The organism is Marilutibacter aestuarii (assembly GCF_006546775.1).
Taxonomy (GTDB): domain Bacteria; phylum Pseudomonadota; class Gammaproteobacteria; order Xanthomonadales; family Xanthomonadaceae; genus Marilutibacter; species Marilutibacter aestuarii.
The window spans coordinates 1-16,504 of sequence record NZ_VICE01000108.1; the positions used below are offsets into that span (position 1 = coordinate 1).

A 16,504-nucleotide genomic window follows, 5' to 3' on the forward strand; every position below is an offset into this window, starting at 1 on the left:
CCGCAACCGCGGCGGCGGCGGCCGTGGCGAGTCCGGCCTGGGTGGCGTCCGCGCCCTGCGGCGTGGCCGCAACGACTTGCGAAGGGGGAGGCACGGACGTCGGGGTGCCATCGCGGTCGGCGACCTGCGGCGAGGCGTCCAGGCCGGCTGGGGCCTCCGACTGACCCAGCGGACGGGCCACGAACAGGGCTGCAACCGCCACGGAAGCGGCCAGGGCCGCCCCCGGGATCCAGCCCCGACGCCAGCGCGAACGCGCATCGCCCAGGTCGCTGCCCGCCGCGCGTGGCAGTACCGCGAACGCGTGGTCTGTCTCCAGCGCACGCGCGACGCGGGCGGCGAAGTCGGACGGTGCCAGGCCGCCGGACTGGCGGCGCATCACGTCACCGGCCAGCTGCCAGCGCCCGAAGGCCGCACGCCACTCGGCGTCGTGGCCCAGGCGCCGGTGCGCGAAGCGCGCTGCGTCGCCCTGCAACTCGCCATCGAACAGCGCGCACAGGGTTTCGCGATCGGCTTCGATCGAAGAGGCGTTGGGATTGGACGGGGAAGACATCATCGGGGGGCGCGCTCCGGGGTTCCGGGGGTATCGAGCAGGGGTCGAAGGCGGTCATCGATCGCCTCGCGGGCGCGGAATATCCGCGACCGCACGGTACCGATGGGGCAGTCCATCTGCCGGGCGATCTCCTCGTAGCTCAGGCCCTCGACCTCGCGCAGGGTGATGGCGACGCGCAGCTCCTCGGGGAGCGATTCGACGGTGTCCATCACGCTGCGCTCGACCTGCTGGCGCATGAGCTCGTGTTCGGGCGTATCGGTGTCGCGCAGCCGGATCCCGCCGTCGAACTGCTCGGCGTCGGCCGCGTCGACGTCGTCCGTCGGCGGCCTGCGGTTCTGCGCTACGAGGTGGTTCTTGGCAGTATTCACGGCGATCCGGTGCAACCAGGTATAGAACTGGGCGTCGCCACGGAAATTTCCCAACGCGCGATAGGCGCGCATGAACGTTTCCTGGGCCACGTCCTGGCACTCGCTCCAGTCGGACACATAGCGTCCCACCAGCCCGACGATCCGATGCTGGTACTTGCGCACCAGGGCATCGAAGGCCGTGCTGTCGCCCTGCTGCACGCGCCTGACCAGTTCCTGGTCGAGCGCGTGGTTCAGCCCCTGGGCCTTGTCTTGGGCAAGTTCGTTATCGGCCATGCCGTGCCGGCACTCCTGTCAGCTCGGCCATCAGCCGAACACTGGGACACCCCTCGCGGGGAAAAGTTCAATCCACAACATTAATGGGGACGGCGGCATCCACCTCAAGCGCTCGCCTGCCGGCTCGACCGGCGCTTGCACGGTGCATTGACGCACGCATGCCCACAATCGGGACCCACGGCACCCTTGGGCCCCCTGGCATTTGACGGCGGGGAAACATCCTCGGGATGATACCGGCCTCCCATACGTTAACGGATGGTGCAGCATGATCGCTGGCCTCGACGGTCTTCGCTTCCAGCACTGGCAAACCTCGCTCCGCGAGGACGGTGTGTTCGTACTCGCATTCGACCGGGCCGGCACCTCGGTCAACACCTTCGCCCAGGACGTGCTGATCGAGCTCGACAGCCTCATCGAGCGCCTTGCGATGGACCCGCCCAAGGCGGTCGTGGTCGCCTCGGCCAAGGCCAGTGGCTTCATCGCCGGTGCCGACATCAAGGAGTTCCAGAGCTTCGACGAGAAAGGCACGGTGGGCGATGCGATCAATCGCGGCCAGCAGGTCTTCCAACGCCTGGCCGAGCTGCCCTGCCCCACCGTCGCGGCCATCCATGGCTTCTGCATGGGCGGGGGCACCGAGATCGCGCTGGCCTGCGACTACCGCGTTGCCAGCCGCTCGCCCTCGACGCGGATCGGCCTGCCCGAAGTGAAGCTCGGCATCTACCCGGGCTGGGGCGGCAGCGTGCGCCTGCCGCGCCTGGTCGGCGCGCCCGCCGCGTTCGACATGATGCTGACCGGTCGCACCCTGTCGTCTTCGGCGGCGCGGGCGATCGGTCTGGTCGACAAACTCGTCGACGAGCCCCTGCTCCTCGACGAGGCCGCCAAGCTCGCCCTGCGCGGTACCACGCGACCGTTCAAGCAACGCTTCATGGCCTGGCTGACCAACACCTGGCCGGCGCGCCAGGCGCTGGCGCCGGTGCTGGCCAAGCAGGTGGCGCGCAAGGCCCGCAAGGACCACTACCCCGCCCCCTATGCTCTGATCGGCTCCTGGCAGCGCAGTGGCGGCGACATCCAGTCCCTGCTCGCCGCCGAGCGCCGCTCGGTGGTCAAGCTGTCGGCCACGCCCACGGCGCGCAACCTCATCCGCGTCTTCTTCCTGCAGGAGCGGTTGAAGAGCCAGGGCGGCAAGGACCACGGCATCGCCCGCGTCCACGTGGTCGGCGCCGGCGTCATGGGCGGCGACATCGCTGCCTGGTCGGCGTACAAGGGCTTCGAGGTGAGCCTGCAGGACCGCGAGCAGCGCTTCATCGACGGCGCCCTGTCGCGCGGCCGCGCGCTGTTCGACAAGAAGGTCAAGGACGAGGCGCGGCGCGAGCAGGTCAACGCGCGCCTGCGCGGCGACCTCGCCGGCGATGGCGTCGCCGATGCCGACCTGGTGATCGAGGCGATCATCGAGAACCCGGAAGCCAAGCGCGAGCTGTATACGACGCTGGAGCCGCGGATGAAGGCCGACGCGCTGTTGACCACCAACACCTCCTCGATCCCGCTGACCGAGCTGCGCGAGCACATCCAGCGCCCGGCGCAGTTCGCCGGCCTGCACTACTTCAACCCGGTGGCCCTGATGCCGCTGGTGGAGATCATCCACCACGACACCGTCTCCGAGTCCACCCAGTCGCGGCTCGCCTCCTTCTGCCGGGCGATCGACAAGCTGCCGGTGCCGGTCGCGGGCACGCCGGGCTTCCTGGTCAACCGCGTGCTGTTCCCGTACATGCTCGAGGCCGCCCATGCTTTCGCCGAGGGCATCCCCGGACCGGTGATCGACAAGGCGGCGGTGAAGTTCGGCATGCCGATGGGCCCGATCGAACTGATCGACACCGTGGGCCTGGACGTGGCCGCCGGCGTCGGCGCGGAACTCGCGCCCTTCCTGGGCCTCGAGGTCCCCGCCGCGCTGGGCAACGTCGAGCCGGGCAAGCGCGGCAAGAAGGACGGACAGGGCCTCTACAAGTGGGTCGACGGCAAGCCGGTCAAGCCGGAAGTGCCCAAGGACTACCGCGCACCCGCGGACCTGGAGGACCGCCTGGTCCTGCCCCTGCTCAACGAAGCGGTCGCCTGCCTGCACGATGGCGTCGTGGCAGACGCCGACCTGCTCGATGCCGGCGTGATCTTCGGCACCGGTTTCGCCCCATTCCGCGGCGGTCCCATCCAGTACGTGCGCGAGACCGGCGTCGAGGCGCTGCTGGCACGCCTCAAGGCATTGCAGGCAAGCCACGGCGAACGCTTTGCGCCACGCCCGGGCTGGGACGCGCTGGGATGAAGTGGCTCGCCCTCGGTGCCTGCTTGGCGGCAGGCCCGCTGGCCGCCGCACCGCCCACGCCCGTTCCGGCACCACCCGAGGCGCCGGAATGGTTCGAACACGTCGAGACGCCTACTCGCCTGACGGTCCTGGTCGCGGACTGCGACACCGGACCCGACGACCCCACGCAGGTCGGGGCGTTCAAGGCCTGGCGACTTGATGACGGCACGCTCCGCGTCGAGGGCTGGGTCGAGCACAGCGGCTCGCTGCGGGTCGACGCTCACTGGGCCCGGGCCTGGACGGTGGGGCCCTCACTCGAACTCGCCTATCGCTACCAGCCCGAGCCCCACCCCGGGATGCCGGTGATGGCGTGCCCTGCCTTCAGCCGGCTCCGCTTCGACGTGCCCGGGACCGGGACCGGGACGATGCCGCACGACGTGTCCATCCACGCCGGCCGCTTCGAATACGACCAGAAGGCATCCGCGGAGATCACGGAGCGCCAGGAGCCCGGCGCGCGGCCCTGATGGCCGCCCCGACGGCGCCACCCTACATGGTGTAGGTGGCGCGCTCCGACTGCAGCTGGCCGGCCAGCAGCGCTTCGATCTTGCCACGGACGCTCTCGTTCTCCGCGGTCTCGTTGAACTGCACGCCAACGCCGGACGGCCGATTGCCCTGTGCGCCCACAGGGGTGACCCAGACGACCTTGCCGGCCACCGGCATGCGCTCGCCGGATTCGGGCAGGGTGAGCATGAGGAAGACCTCGTCGCCGATGAAATAGCGCTTGGGGGTCTGCACGAAGATGCCGCCGCCCCGCAGGAACGGCATGTAGGCGCTGTACAGCGCGGCCTTGTCCTTGATCGCCAGGGTCAGAATGCCTTGACGCGCACCACCACCACTCATGTCCAGTCCCCTGTTCGCACGCATCCCGGCGTGAACGTCCCGTCCAAGATCCGAGGCCCTAGCGACCGCGCTGCGCGCCGCGCCAGGCCATCAAAAGTTCGACCACCGCGAGGTCGGCGCGCACCGTGGTGCGCATCAGGTCGCGGGTGCGATTCGCCTTGTCGAACCACTCCGCCAGACTGCGCGTCCGCGCCGGGTCGGTCAAGTGCGAGGCTTCCATTACGACGATGTCGGCGGCATGTCGCAGCCTGAGGACCACGTCCTCGTCGGCGGTCCACTGCTTCGCGACCTCCACTGGCGAGGCCCGTCCCGCGGCCAGCGCCGCGAGGTCGCCGGCCACCTGGCGCCGCAGTTTCAGGCCGTCGCCTTCCAGCCATTCGTGGGCCAGCCCGGGATGACCCCGGGCGGCCTCGAGTGCCTCGGCGATGTCGTCGGCGTCGTGTCCCCGCGCCTGCAGCCAGGCCTCGGCCTCGTCGTGCGGCGGCAGTCGGAACTCGACGTGCTGGCAGCGGCTGCGGATCGTCGCCGGCAGGCGCCCCGGCTGCGCACTCACCAGCCACAAGTAGCGGCCTGGAACGGGTTCCTCGAGGGTCTTGAGCAGCGCGTTGGCCGCGGCCGTGTTGATTGCGTCCGCCGGATCTATGATCGCCACCTGGGCGATCCCGTATTGCGGGGTGAGCGCCATCTGCGCGGACAGTTCGCGCATCTGCTCGATCACGATCTCGGTGCGCAGGCGGGTGCCGTCGCGCGTGGGGATGAAGGAAATGTCGCGCAAGTCCGGATGCGAGCCGGCGGCGATCAACTGGCAACTCCGGCATTGCCCGCAGGGCTCGCCGCCCGGCGCGCGGGCCATGCAAAGCACGCGCCGCGCGAGGTAAGCAGCCACGGCGTGCTTGCCCAGCAGCGCCGGTCCGCTGAACAGCAGGCCATGACCCAGGCGGCCAGCGTCCAGGGCCGCCGCCACGCGATCGCATACGCGCGCCTGCCAGGGGGCGAACCCGCTGCGCTGCTCGCCGGCGACGCTCACGCCGGCACCGTGGCGAGGTAGTCCTCGAGCACCGCGAGCGCGGCGCTCGCGACCTCGGCCTGCGGGCGACTCGCGTCGACGGTGCGGATCCGGTCCGGCGCCGCCGCGGCCCGCGCCCGGTAGCCCTCGCGGACGCGCTCGAAGAACGCTTCCTGCTCGGACTCGATGCGATCGGCCTCGCCCCGGCGGCGCGCGCGCGCCAGGCCCATTGAGACCGGCACGTCGAGCAGCAGGGTCAGGCCCGGCTCGATGCCCACGACCTCGCGCTCCAGCGTGGCGATGAGCGCCGCGTCGCCGCCGCGCGCGGCGCCCTGGTAGGCATGGCTGGCATCGGTGAAGCGGTCGCTCAGCACCCAGGCGCCGCGCTCGAGTGCGGGCAGCACGGTTTCGCGCACGTGCTGGGCGCGCGCCGCGAACATGAGCAGGAGTTCGGTCTCCGGCGCGGGGGCCTCGTGCGCCGGGTCCAGCAGGAGCGCACGGATCTGCTCGGCCAGCGGCGTGCCACCGGGTTCGCGGGTGGCCACCACTTCGCGGCCGGTCGCGCGCAGGCGCTCTGCCAGCACGTCGCGCACGGTCGACTTGCCGGCGCCCTCGCCGCCCTCCAGGCTGATCAAGCGCGGGCAACGTTGCAGCGTCATGGCGACCTCGGGCCGGTTCCGGTGTCCGGCGCCACGACCGGCCCCTGTTCGGCATCGCGGGCCTGCCGGTAACGTCGCAGATAACGCGCGACGGCGGCGTTGTGCTCGGCCAGGGTCGCCGAGAACGCATGCCGACCGCTGCCGTCGCCAATGGCCACGAAATAGAGGGCATCGCCTTCGGCGGGTCGCGCGACGGCCTGCAGGGCCTCGACGCCGGGCATCGCGATCGGCGTCGGCGGCAGGCCGGCGCGCGTATAGGTGTTGTAGGGCGTGTCGGTCTCCAGGTCGCGCCGACGGATGTTACCGTCGTAGGCGCTGCCCAGCCCATAGATGACGGTGGGGTCGGTCTGCAGCTTCATGCCGATGGACAGCCGGCGCTCGAAGACGCCGGCGATGCGCGGACGCTCTTCGGCGATGCCGGTTTCCTTCTCGACGATCGACGCCAGCACCAGCATTTCTTCCGGGGACGCCAGCACGCTGCCGGGGTCGCGCGAGGCCCAGGCCTCTTCCAGCGCCCGCGCCATGGCCCGGTGCGCCCGGGCCAGGACATCGAGGTCGCTGTCGCCCAGGGTGTAGTGGTAGGTCTCGGGCAGGAAGCGGCCTTCGGGGTGCTGCCCGGGGTGGCCGAGCGCCTCCATCAGGGCGGCGTCGTCCATCTCGGCCGTTTCGTGGCGCAGGGGCCCGGCCGCGGCCAGCGACGCCCTCAGCTCTCGGATGTTGCGCCCCGGCAGCACGGTGAAGGCGTAGCGCACCACCTTGCCATCGCGCATCGCCAGCAGGATCGCGCGCGGCGTCATGCCAGGCTCCAGGGCGTACTCGCCGACCTGCAGGCGTCCGGCGGCCCCGAGCTCCCGCGCCAGTACCCGCCATTCGGCCTCGTGGCCATCACGTACGCCGGCCTCGCGCAGCTTGCGCACCACGACCGGCAGCGAGTCGCCGCGCTCGACCACCAGGCGTTCGCCGGCCTCGATGCCGGACACCGGTGCATCGGCGAATCCCGAATAACGTTGCCAACCCCAGAACGCGACCGCGACGGCGAGCAGGGCCAGCAGGAAAACGAACACGCCCAGGCGGCGCAGGACTTTGCGACTCACGACATCTCCATCTCGAAAGCGGGGTGTTCGGCGGCCAGGCGCGCACGCAGGTCGACCACCCGCCGCTGCGACGGCGTGCCGGGCGCCCAGCTTCGCGCCTCCAGCCGTGCAACGGGCAGGATACCCCGCACCGCGTTGCACAGGAAAACCGATTCCGCAGTTTCGACGTCGGCGACCTGCAGGCGCGCGACCCGCGCGTCGAGCGCCCGTATCGCCCAGGCGCGGCAAGTGCCGGCGACGCCGTTTCGCTCGACCCCCGGCGTCAGCCATTGGCCGTCGCGGCATACGAACAGGTTCGCCGCCGTGGCGCAGACGACCTCGCCGTCGATGCCCTGCATCAGCCCCTCCTGGACGAGGATGGGGTCGATCCCGTCCTCGTCCCACTCCGCGCGCGCGAGGACCTGTTCAAGGCGGTTGCAGTGCTTGAGGCCGGCCAGCAGGGGTTGCGCCGCCAGCCGGGTGCGGCACCAGCGCAGCACCAGGCCGGCGGGAGGCGCGGGCGGCGGGAGCGCATGCACGGACACTTGCCACGCCGGGACGGCCGGGACGGGAGGCGCGTAACCGCGCCCGCCCCGCCCCCGGCTCACCAGCAGCTTGAGCACGCCGCCCTCGCCGCCCAGCAGATCCTGTGCGGCCTGGCGCACGCAATGCGGGTCCGGCAGGGGCAGCCGCAGCCGCTCGGCGCCGCGCGCCAACCGCGCCCAGTGGGCCCTCCACCAGGGCAGGTCGCCGCGATGCGCGCGCATGGTCTCGAAAAGACCGTCGCCATAGGCCAGTCCACGATCGTCGGCGGGCCAGGCATCGACCGGCGCGTCCCCGATGAAGCAACGACGCGCGATCGCGCCGCTCATGGCACGAGCCCCAGTGCCCGCATCATGCCGCGGGCCTTCGCGCGGGTTTCCTCCAGCTCGCGCGTGGGATCGGAGTCGGCGACGATGCCCGCGCCGGTACGGAATCGCAGGCGGTCGTCGAGCGCCTCCGCGCTGCGGATGAGGATGTTGAGGTCGAGGTCGCCGTCGCGGTTCAACCAGCCCATGGCGCCGGTGTAGGCGCCCCGACCCACGCCTTCGAGCTCGGCGATGATCTGCATGCAGCGCACCTTCGGGCAACCGGTGATGGTGCCGCCGGGGAAGGTAGCGCGGATCACTTCGCCGGGGGTGGCGGACTCGCGCAGGCGACCGCGCACGTTGCTGACGATATGGTGGACGTGGGCGTAGCTCTCGACCGTCATCAGCTCGTCGACCTCGACCGACCCCGGCGTGCAGACCCGGCCGAGGTCATTGCGCTCCAGGTCGATGAGCATGACGTGTTCGGCACGTTCCTTGGGGTGGCCGACCAGCTCGCGGATGCGCTCCACGTCGTCGTCGCCGTCGAGGCGTGGACGCGTGCCGGCGATCGGGCGGGTCTCGACCGTCTCGCCCCGGACCGACACCAGGCGTTCGGGCGAGGCACTGACCACCGCGCCGCGTCCGGTCGAGAAGATCCCGGCGAACGGCGCCGGATTGTGTTCGCGCAGCCGCTGGAACAAAGCCGCCGGGTCGAGCCTGTCCTCGAAGCGGGCGTGCCAGCCGCGGGAGAGGTTCACCTGGAAGACGTCGCCGGCATGCAGGTAGTCCAGCACGCGCGCCACACCCTCGAGGTATCGCGCCGGCGCCTCTTCCTCCATTTCCAGCGGTGCCTGCCACGGCGGCAGCGGGGCCATCCTCGCTGCCTGCAGGCAATCGACATGCAGGCTCTCCAGGAGGTCTTCGTGGCCGGGCTCGGCGACGATCACGCACTCGCCGCTGAGATGGTCGCGCAGTACCGCCGCCGGACAGCGCAGCGCCATCGCGACAGGCAGCGCGTCGACCGCGGGCGGCAGCGCGAGCACCGGCTCGACCTGCCCGGCCAGTTCATAGGCGAGCAGCAGCGCCCAGCCGCCCCGGAAAGGCCAGCGCGGCTCGTCGCGCGGGGTGCGCTGCAGGGCCCATACGCGGTCGAGCGCCCTCAGGAAGTCGCCGCCGAGGTCGCGCCCGGCGTGGTCGCGCACGCGACCCGTTGCATCGACGCGGATACCCTCCCCGCGCGTCGCCAGCAGCATGTCCCAGCGGCCTTGCGCGGTACCGTGCGCGCTGGACTCCAGCAGCATCGGATAGCGGTCGGGGTCGATGCGGTGCAGCGACAGCAGGTCCAGGGGGGTGGCGAGCGGGCGGGTCAGCAGCATGCCGCCATTGTCCGTCATCCCGGGCCGCTTGCGCGCAACCGGATGCGAGGCCCGGAAACGACGATCCCCGCCGTGGCGGGGATCGCATGACACGTGGGGACCGGACGCGGTCAGGTCCGCTTGAACACCAGCGTGCCGTTGGTGCCGCCGAATCCGAAGCCGTTGGACACCGCGACGTCGATCTTCTTCTCCCGCGCCACGTGGGGCACGTAGTCCAGGTCGCAACCCTCGCCCGGAACGTCCAGGTTGATGGTCGGCGGGATGATCCCGTGGTGCAGCGCAAGCACCGAGAAGATCGCCTCGGCGCCACCGGCCGCGCCCAGCAGGTGGCCGGTCATCGACTTGGTCGAACTGACCATCGTGCGGTAGGCGTGCTCGCCCAGCGCGCGCTTGATCGCGAGCGTCTCGGCCAGGTCGCCCAGCGGCGTGGACGTGCCGTGCGCGTTGAGGTAGTCGACCTGGTCGGGGTTGATCCCGGCGTCGGCGAACGCGGCGGCCATGCAGCGCGCCGGACCCTCGCCGTCCTCGCTCGGCGCCGTCATGTGGAAGGCATCGGAACTGGCGCCGAAACCGGCCAGCTCGCAGTAGATGCGCGCGCCGCGCGCCTTGGCGCGTTCGTACTCTTCCAGGATCAGCACGCCCGCGCCGTCGCCCAGCACGAAGCCGTCGCGGTCCTTGTCCCAGGGACGCGAGGCATGGGTCGGGTCGTCGTTGCGGGTGGACATGGCCTTCATGGCGCAGAACCCGCCGACCGAGGTCGGCGAGGAGCCGCGCTCAGCGCCGCCGGCGATCATCACGTCGGCGTCGCCGTACTGGATCATGCGCATCGCCATGCCGATGGAGTGGTTCGAGGTCGCGCAGGCGGACACGGCCGAGAAATTCGGCCCCTTGGCGCCGGTGATCAGCGACACCTGCCCGGGCAGCATGTTGATGATGGTGCTGGGTACGTAGAACGGCGAGATCTTCCGCGGGCCGCCCTCGTGGTACTTGATGGTCTGCTCCTCGATGCCGAGCAGGCCGCCGATGCCGGAGCCGATCATCGCGCCGATGCGCTCGGCGTTGGAATCATCGATGATGATGCCCGCATCCTCGAGGGCCATCAGCGACGCCGCGACGCCGTACTGGATGAAGGGCTCCATCTTGCGCGCGTCCTTCGGGCTCACCCAGCGGGTGGGATCGAAGTCGCGCACTTCGCCGGCGATGCGGGTGGTGAAGGCGGACGCATCGAAATGGGTGATCGGACCGATGCCCGAACGGCCGTTGACGATGCCGTCCCAGCTGGTGGCGACGTCGTTGCCCAGCGGCGACACGATGCCAAGACCGGTGACGACTACGCGGCGATGTTTCGACATGGAGGACTCCAGGAGCGGTGCGCGCGGGCCGGCAGGCCATCGGCGCAACCGCGAAACTGTTCGTGGGTGATGCTGTTGCGGCGCGGTCGGCGCGCCATCGACCGGGTGCGGGCCATGCACCGGGCCCATCGGGACCTCCGTGCGCCTGGCACCGCCCGGCATTCGACCCCGGGCCGCGTCGGCCCCGGGTGGACACGGGGCGCCATCGGCGACCCCGGTCGCGTCGCCGGGCCGGTCCGGGCAGGGCCCGTCCCGACGCCTGGCGGTGGGTGCCGGTCCGGGGACGGGCACCCGACGTCGATCAGGCCTTGACGTGCGCCTTGACGTAATCGATGGCCTGCTGCACCGAGGTGATCTTCTCGGCCTCTTCGTCCGGGATCTCGCACTCGAACTCTTCTTCCAGCGCCATCACCAGTTCGACGGTGTCGAGGGAGTCCGCGCCGAGGTCGTCGACAAACGAAGCGTTGTTGGTGACTTCCTCTTCCTTGACGCCGAGTTGTTCGACGACGATTTTCTTGACGCGCTCTTCGATGCTGCTCATGGGTTCTCACTCCTCCCGGACGGGATATTCGACGGAATAGTCTAAAGGAATCGGGGCCGTGGCGCGCCCCTCGAAAAAGGTTTCTGAATCAGCCGCTTATGAATCGGCCACGCCTCCATGCGCCGCAAGCGTCAGGGCATGTACATGCCGCCGTTCACATGCAGGGTTTCCCCGGTGATGTAGCTCGCCGAAGGACCGGCGAGGAACGCCACCGCACGCGCGATGTCGGCCGGCTGGCCGAACTGGCCCAGCGCGATCTGCGCCAGCATCGCGTTCTTCGCGTCCTCGGGCAGGGACCGGGTCATGTCGGTATCGATGAAGCCCGGCGCCACCACGTTGACGGTCACGCCGCGCGAGCCGATCTCCTTGGCCAGCGACTTGCTGAAGGCGATGATCCCGGCCTTCGCCGCGGCGTAGTTGGCCTGCCCGGCGTTGCCGGTCACGCCGACGACCGAGGCGATGTTGATGATGCGACCCTTGCGTGCCTTCATCATCGCGCGCATCACCGCCTTGCTGGTCCGGTAGACACTGGTCAGGTTGGTGTCGAGGATGGCTTGCCAGTCCTCGTCCTTCATGCGCATCAGCAGGTTGTCGCGGGTGATGCCGGCGTTGTTGACCAGGATCGAGATCGCGCCGACCTCCCTGGAGATGCCGTCGATCAGCGCGTCGATCGCGGCCGGATCGGCGACGTCGACCACGCGGCCCTGGCCTCCGCGGGCGGCCAGGCGCTCGCCGATCGCGGCGGCGCCGGACTCGCTGGTGGCGGTGCCGATCACGGTCGCGCCCTGCGCGGCCAGTTCGTCGGCGATGGCGGCACCAATGCCGCGGCTGGCGCCGGTGACGAGGGCGATCTCGCCGGAAAGCGGGGCAGTGCTCATGTCAGTCCTCTGGAGATGCTTGCGGACGCGGACCGATCATACCGTCCGCGGGTCGCCGCGTACGGGTCCGCATGGAAAAGGGGATCAACGCCAGTCGCCCAGTGCTTTGTCGAAGTCGCCGGCGGTGCCGATCGCACGCGCGTCCAGCGACTTGTCGATGCGCTTGGCCAGGCCGGCCAGGACCTTGCCCGGCCCGCATTCGACCAGGCGCTCGACGCCCTGCCCCGCCAGCGCCTGCACGCAACCGGTCCACTGCACCGGCAGGTAGAGCTGGCGGACCAGCGCCTGGCGGATGTCGGCGACCTCGGCGTGCACGCGCGCATCGACGTTCTGCACGACCGGCAGGCGCGGCGCCTGCCACGCGATGTCATCCATCGCCACGGCGAGCTTGTCGGCGGCCTCGCGCATCAGCGGCGTGTGCGAGGGCACGCTCACCGCCAGCTTGACCGCCTTGCGCACGCCCTGCTCCGCCAGGCGGACCAGCGCGGCATCCACGGCGGCGGCATGCCCGCCGATCACGATCTGGCCGGGCGAGTTGAAATTGGCCGGCACGACGACCTCACCCGGCGAGGACACCGCCTCGCATGCTTCGATCACCAGCGCGTCCTCGGCGCCCAGCACCGCGGCCATGCCACCGGACCCCGCCGGTGCGGCGTCCTGCATCAACTGGCCACGCAGGCGGACCAGGCGCGCGGCATCGACCAGCGACAACGCGCCCGCCGCCACCAGCGCGGTGTACTCGCCCAGGCTGTGGCCGGCCAGGGCGCCCGGCATCGCGCCACCGCGCGCATGCCACAGGCGCCACGCGGCCACGCCCGCGGCGAGCAGGGCCGGCTGGGTGAACTCGGTGGTGTTGAGGCGTTCTTCCGGCCCCTGCTGGGCCAACGTCCACAGGTCGGCGTCCGCGCCCTCGCCGGCTTCCTCGAAGCAGGCCTGGACCAGGGGATCGAGCGCAGCCAGCTCGGAGAGCATGCCGACCGATTGCGAGCCCTGGCCCGGGAACACGAACGCAAGGGTGGAATCGACGGCCTGGGGGGTGGATGCGGCTTGGGTCACGCGAACACTCAACGGAAACGAAGCGCGCATGATACGAGCGAATTCGCGGTGGCGTCTGTACCCGGGCGTACAGTACGACGGAACTGCATCACACTCCGCTCCCATCGCCCCATGCGACAACGCCCTGCACGTTGGCAGGGCGTTGCATGCGGTGCGAAGGCCCGGCGGCTCCCGACAGGCCGCCGGGTCGCGCGGGAGCCGATATCAGTAGCGCAGCAGCGCCGAGCCCCAGGTGAAGCCACCACCGAAGGCTTCCAGCAGCACCAGCTGGCCGCGCTGGACGCGCCCGGAGCGCACCGCTTCGTCCAGCGCCAGCGGCACCGAACCCGACGAGGTGTTGCCATGGCGATCGACGGTCACGATGACGCGCTCCATCGGCATGTCCAGGCGCTTGGCCGTGGCCTCGATGATCCGCAGGTTGGCCTGGTGCGGGATCAGCCAGTCGATGTCGTGGCGATCCAAGCCGTTGTGCTCGAGGGTTTCCTCGACCACCGAGTCCAGCGCCTTGACCGCGTGCTTGAAGACTTCGTTGCCGGTCATCAGCACCTTGACGCCCGCGTTGTGTTCCTCGGGCTTGAAACCGACCGACACGCCGACCGGGTTCCACAGCAGCTCCTTCTTGCCGCCGTCGGCATGCATGTGGGTGCTGAGGATGCCGGTCTCGGCATCGGCCTTGAGCACCACGGCGCCGGCGCCATCGCCAAACAGCACGCAGGTGGAGCGATCGCTCCAGTCGAGCATGCGCGTCAGCGTCTCGGCACCGACCACGAGCACGGTGCGGGCGGCACCGGAACGGATGAACTTGTCGGCCACCGTCAGCGCATAGACGAAGCCCGAGCAGGCGGCATTGACGTCGAATGCGGGACAGCCGTTGGCACCCAGGCGGTGCTGCAGCAGGCAGGCGGTCGAGGGGAAGATCAGGTCGGGGGTGGTGGTGCCGACGACGATCAGGTCCAGGTCGGCGGCCTCGACACCGGCCGCTTCCATCGCGCGGGTGGCGGCGTGGAAGGCCAGGTCGCAGGTGGTTTCGCCCTCGGCGGCGATGTGGCGTTCGCGGATGCCGGTGCGCGCGGCGATCCATTCGTCGCTGGTGTCGACGATCTTCGACAGGTCTTCGTTGGTGAGGACCTTCTCGGGCAGGTAGCTGCCCGTTCCCGCGATTCGCGAGAACACGGTTCCGGCCGTCCCCGCGGTCCCGGCGCTCGTCGCGCCTGCATGCTCAGTCATTGCGACTCCGTGCCGGCGTCATGTCCGGCGATTGCAATCATCCGCCAGTCTGTCTGGCCCGGGGAGGCTTCGCAACCGACGGTCGGGCACGCCTGCACGGCGGCCGGCCGCGGCCGGCTGGAAGCGGGTCCGCCACGCGGGCGGCTGCGCCGCGCACGGATCACCGGCGCGGCGCGGATCGAGGGCTTACTCCTCGTCGACGACGCGGCCCTTGGGCTCGATCACCTTCTTGCCGCGGTAATAGCCGTCGGCGGTGACGTGGTGGCGCAGGTGGGTCTCGCCGGTGGTCGGGTCGGTGGCCAGCTGCTTGGCGGTCAGCGAATCGTGACCACGGCGCATGCCACGCTTGGAGGGGGAAACTCGGGACTTCTGGACTGCCATGGTCTTGCTCCGGATGTAGCGGTTATGACGCGTTGAATGTGGAAGACGTCGGGTCGGAACCCAGGGTTCCAGCCCTCAGTCGGACTTGTTCTTCAATGCCGACAACGCAGCGAATGGATTGGCGCGTTCCAGCTCGGCCTCTTCGGCAGGCCAGTCGCGCTCCATTGCTTCCGTGCCGGGCATCGTCGGCACGACCGGAACGGCCAGGATGAGCTCATCCTCGACCAGGCCGGCGCCCTGCAGCATGCCGTCGTCGGGCACCAGCAGCGGTTCGTAGTCCTCTGGCAGCGCGGCTTCGTCCGATTCGTTACGGATCAGGCCGAGCCGCTGCACGATCTTCACCGGGAACAGGAAGCGTTGCAGGCTGCGCTGGCACAGCAGCGGCAGCTGGGCGTCGACGCGCAGTTCGACATAAGGCACCTGCAATGCGTCCCTGTCGAAATCGAGCGAATAGACAACGTCTTCGCCGTCGGTATCGACCAGGCTGTCGGCCAGACGGCGCAGCGAGGACAACGGCAATCGACCAGCGACGCCGCGCCGCGCGGTCACCATCCGCCAGGCATCCAGCATTTCGGGCACCTGAGCGTGTGGCACATCAGCGGACATAAGCCGCTGAATATTAAGGATGCCCCGCCCCCCTGTCAAACCCGTCCGACGCCGGGATTCAGGCCACTTGCGCCGGACCGCGCGACCGCGCCGCGATTTGCCCGCCGCCGGCCGCCACGGCAGACTGTGGCGCATGCCCGAACCCGGTCCGACATTGAACGCGATCCTCCTGTCCTGCCTGCTTGCGGCCATCGTCGTCGCCGCCTACGTCCTGCTGGCGCGGCGCGGCCGGCGGCAACGCGCCATGCGCGACATCCTCGACGCCGCCGACGCGCTCGAGGCTCGTCTCAGGACGGCGCGCGACGAAATCGAGGCGGTCGCCGGCCCCCAGGGCGGGGACCCGGTGCAGGATGCCATGAAGGAAATGCTGCGCCAGCGCCTGTGGCTTCGCGACCATGGCGAGGCGGCCAGCCTGGCGCAACTGCAGGATGTCCACGACGGCATCGAGAAGGCCCGCCAGCGCATCGATCGCCAGCTGGACCGGATCGAGGAAGCCCGCGCCCCGACGGTCTGAACGCCCCCGCTCGCCTCCGATGCTCGTCCTTGCGTCCACCTCGGTCTATCGCCGCGAACTCCTCGCGCGGCTCCGCCTGCCCTTCGACACCGCCCGCCCCGACCTGGACGAGACGCCCCTGGCCGGCGAGGCGCCCGAAGCGATGGTGCGGCGCCTTTCGCGCGAAAAGGCGCGCGCGGTCGCCGGCCAGCGGCCGGGCGCATGGGTGATCGGTTCCGACCAGACGGCCGAGCTCGATGGCCGCCCGTTGGGGAAGCCCGGCCACCGCGAAGCCGCGGTCGCGCAACTCATGGCAATGTCCGGTCGCGAGGTGCGCTTCCTGACCGGGGTTTGCCTGCTCCGCCAGGACAACGGTGGCGATACCCTGCACGAGGCAATGGACATCACCACCGTCCGCTTCCGGCCCCTGCATCGCGACGAAGTCGAGCGTTACGTGGACGCGGAGACGCCTTACGACTGCGCGGGCTCCTTCAAATGCGAAGGCCTGGGAATCGCCCTGTTCGAGGCGATCGAAACACGCGACCCCACCGCGCTCGTGGGCCTGCCGCTGATCGCGACCGCGGGCCTGCTGCGCGCCGCGGGACACGCCGTGCCCTGAACCCGCCGCTG

General features: G+C 70.2%; 19 protein-coding genes. 4 read left to right on the top strand and 15 right to left on the bottom strand.

Going from position 1 to position 16,504, the window contains the following annotated elements; translation table 11 throughout:
* Together FKV25_RS11590 and rpoE are read right to left on the bottom strand one after the other, a co-directional pair.
* Window positions 1-553, bottom strand: a 553-nt coding sequence (locus tag FKV25_RS11590; RefSeq protein ID WP_170218625.1) for a sigma-E factor negative regulatory protein, incomplete at its 3' end; no start/stop codon positions are given.
* The gene (gene rpoE / locus FKV25_RS11595; protein ID WP_141518964.1) at window positions 550-1,191 is read right to left on the bottom strand and encodes an RNA polymerase sigma factor RpoE; all 642 of its coding nucleotides are present in this window, start codon (window positions 1,189-1,191) and stop codon (window positions 550-552) included. The genes rpoE and FKV25_RS11590, both read right to left, overlap by 4 nt.
* Before the next feature lie 265 nt (window positions 1,192-1,456).
* Between rpoE and FKV25_RS11600 the strand changes: the two genes are divergently transcribed.
* The gene (locus FKV25_RS11600) at window positions 1,457-3,499 is read left to right on the top strand and encodes a 3-hydroxyacyl-CoA dehydrogenase NAD-binding domain-containing protein (RefSeq protein WP_141518965.1); all 2,043 of its coding nucleotides are present in this window, start codon (window positions 1,457-1,459) and stop codon (window positions 3,497-3,499) included.
* Entirely contained in the window at window positions 3,496-4,002 is a 507-nt protein-coding gene (locus FKV25_RS11605; protein ID WP_141518966.1) for a hypothetical protein, read from the top strand. Before FKV25_RS11600 ends, FKV25_RS11605 begins: the two co-directional genes overlap by 4 nt.
* Window positions 4,003-4,024: 22 nt before the next feature.
* Here FKV25_RS11605 and FKV25_RS11610 read toward each other — a convergent pair whose 3' ends face one another.
* The 13 genes from FKV25_RS11610 to FKV25_RS11670 all read right to left on the bottom strand — a co-directional run bounded on the left by FKV25_RS11610 (window position 4,025) and on the right by FKV25_RS11670 (window position 15,381).
* A complete protein-coding gene (locus FKV25_RS11610) occupies window positions 4,025-4,378 on the bottom strand; it encodes a PilZ domain-containing protein (RefSeq protein ID WP_141518967.1) in 354 nt (117 codons plus the stop codon).
* Window positions 4,379-4,436: 58 nt separating this feature from the next.
* Complete coding sequence (locus FKV25_RS11615) at window positions 4,437-5,405, bottom strand: DNA polymerase III subunit delta' (RefSeq protein ID WP_141518968.1); 969 nt, start codon at window positions 5,403-5,405, stop codon at window positions 4,437-4,439.
* Window positions 5,402-6,043 carry a dTMP kinase gene (tmk, locus tag FKV25_RS11620; protein ID WP_141518969.1) on the bottom strand — a complete coding sequence of 214 codons (642 nt, stop codon included), beginning with the start codon at window positions 6,041-6,043 and terminating at the stop codon, window positions 5,402-5,404. The genes FKV25_RS11615 and tmk overlap by 4 nt, the downstream gene beginning before the upstream one ends.
* The gene (gene mltG, locus FKV25_RS11625; protein ID WP_141518970.1) at window positions 6,040-7,137 is read right to left on the bottom strand and encodes an endolytic transglycosylase MltG; all 1,098 of its coding nucleotides are present in this window, start codon (window positions 7,135-7,137) and stop codon (window positions 6,040-6,042) included. Before mltG ends, tmk begins: the two co-directional genes overlap by 4 nt.
* A complete protein-coding gene (pabC, locus tag FKV25_RS11630; RefSeq protein ID WP_141518971.1) occupies window positions 7,134-7,988 on the bottom strand; it encodes an aminodeoxychorismate lyase in 855 nt (284 codons plus the stop codon). Before pabC ends, mltG begins: the two co-directional genes overlap by 4 nt.
* Entirely contained in the window at window positions 7,985-9,340 is a 1,356-nt protein-coding gene (locus FKV25_RS11635) for an aminodeoxychorismate synthase component I (protein WP_141518972.1), read from the bottom strand. The genes pabC and FKV25_RS11635 overlap by 4 nt, the downstream gene beginning before the upstream one ends.
* A gap of 110 nt (window positions 9,341-9,450) precedes the next feature.
* Window positions 9,451-10,692: a beta-ketoacyl-ACP synthase II gene (gene fabF, locus FKV25_RS11640; protein WP_141518973.1), complete on the bottom strand. Its 1,242-nt coding sequence runs from the start codon at window positions 10,690-10,692 to the stop codon at window positions 9,451-9,453.
* Between the two features lie 301 nt (window positions 10,693-10,993).
* A complete protein-coding gene (gene acpP, locus FKV25_RS11645; RefSeq protein WP_036135371.1) occupies window positions 10,994-11,233 on the bottom strand; it encodes an acyl carrier protein in 240 nt (79 codons plus the stop codon).
* 131 nt (window positions 11,234-11,364) lie between these two features.
* Window positions 11,365-12,111, bottom strand: a complete 747-nt coding sequence (gene fabG, locus FKV25_RS11650) for a 3-oxoacyl-ACP reductase FabG (RefSeq protein WP_141518974.1) — start codon at window positions 12,109-12,111, stop codon at window positions 11,365-11,367.
* A gap of 84 nt (window positions 12,112-12,195) precedes the next feature.
* A complete protein-coding gene (gene fabD, locus FKV25_RS11655) occupies window positions 12,196-13,167 on the bottom strand; it encodes an ACP S-malonyltransferase (RefSeq protein WP_281286229.1) in 972 nt (323 codons plus the stop codon).
* A gap of 204 nt (window positions 13,168-13,371) precedes the next feature.
* Window positions 13,372-14,394 (bottom strand): beta-ketoacyl-ACP synthase III, encoded by a 1,023-nt coding sequence (locus FKV25_RS11660; protein WP_141518976.1) that lies wholly within the window; start codon window positions 14,392-14,394, stop codon window positions 13,372-13,374.
* A 186-nt stretch (window positions 14,395-14,580) separates the two neighbouring features.
* Entirely contained in the window at window positions 14,581-14,775 is a 195-nt protein-coding gene (gene rpmF / locus FKV25_RS11665; RefSeq protein ID WP_141518977.1) for a 50S ribosomal protein L32, read from the bottom strand.
* A gap of 75 nt (window positions 14,776-14,850) precedes the next feature.
* Window positions 14,851-15,381, bottom strand: coding sequence for a YceD family protein (locus tag FKV25_RS11670; RefSeq protein WP_246072068.1), 531 nt, complete (start codon window positions 15,379-15,381; stop codon window positions 14,851-14,853).
* Window positions 15,382-15,514: 133 nt separating this feature from the next.
* On the opposite strand from FKV25_RS11670, the gene FKV25_RS11675 reads away from it, so the two are divergent.
* Together FKV25_RS11675 and FKV25_RS11680 are read left to right on the top strand one after the other, a co-directional pair.
* Entirely contained in the window at window positions 15,515-15,895 is a 381-nt protein-coding gene (locus tag FKV25_RS11675) for a hypothetical protein (protein WP_141518978.1), read from the top strand.
* A 19-nt stretch (window positions 15,896-15,914) separates the two neighbouring features.
* Window positions 15,915-16,493, top strand: coding sequence for a Maf family protein (locus FKV25_RS11680; protein ID WP_141518979.1), 579 nt, complete (start codon window positions 15,915-15,917; stop codon window positions 16,491-16,493).
* Window positions 16,494-16,504 lie beyond the last annotated feature (11 nt).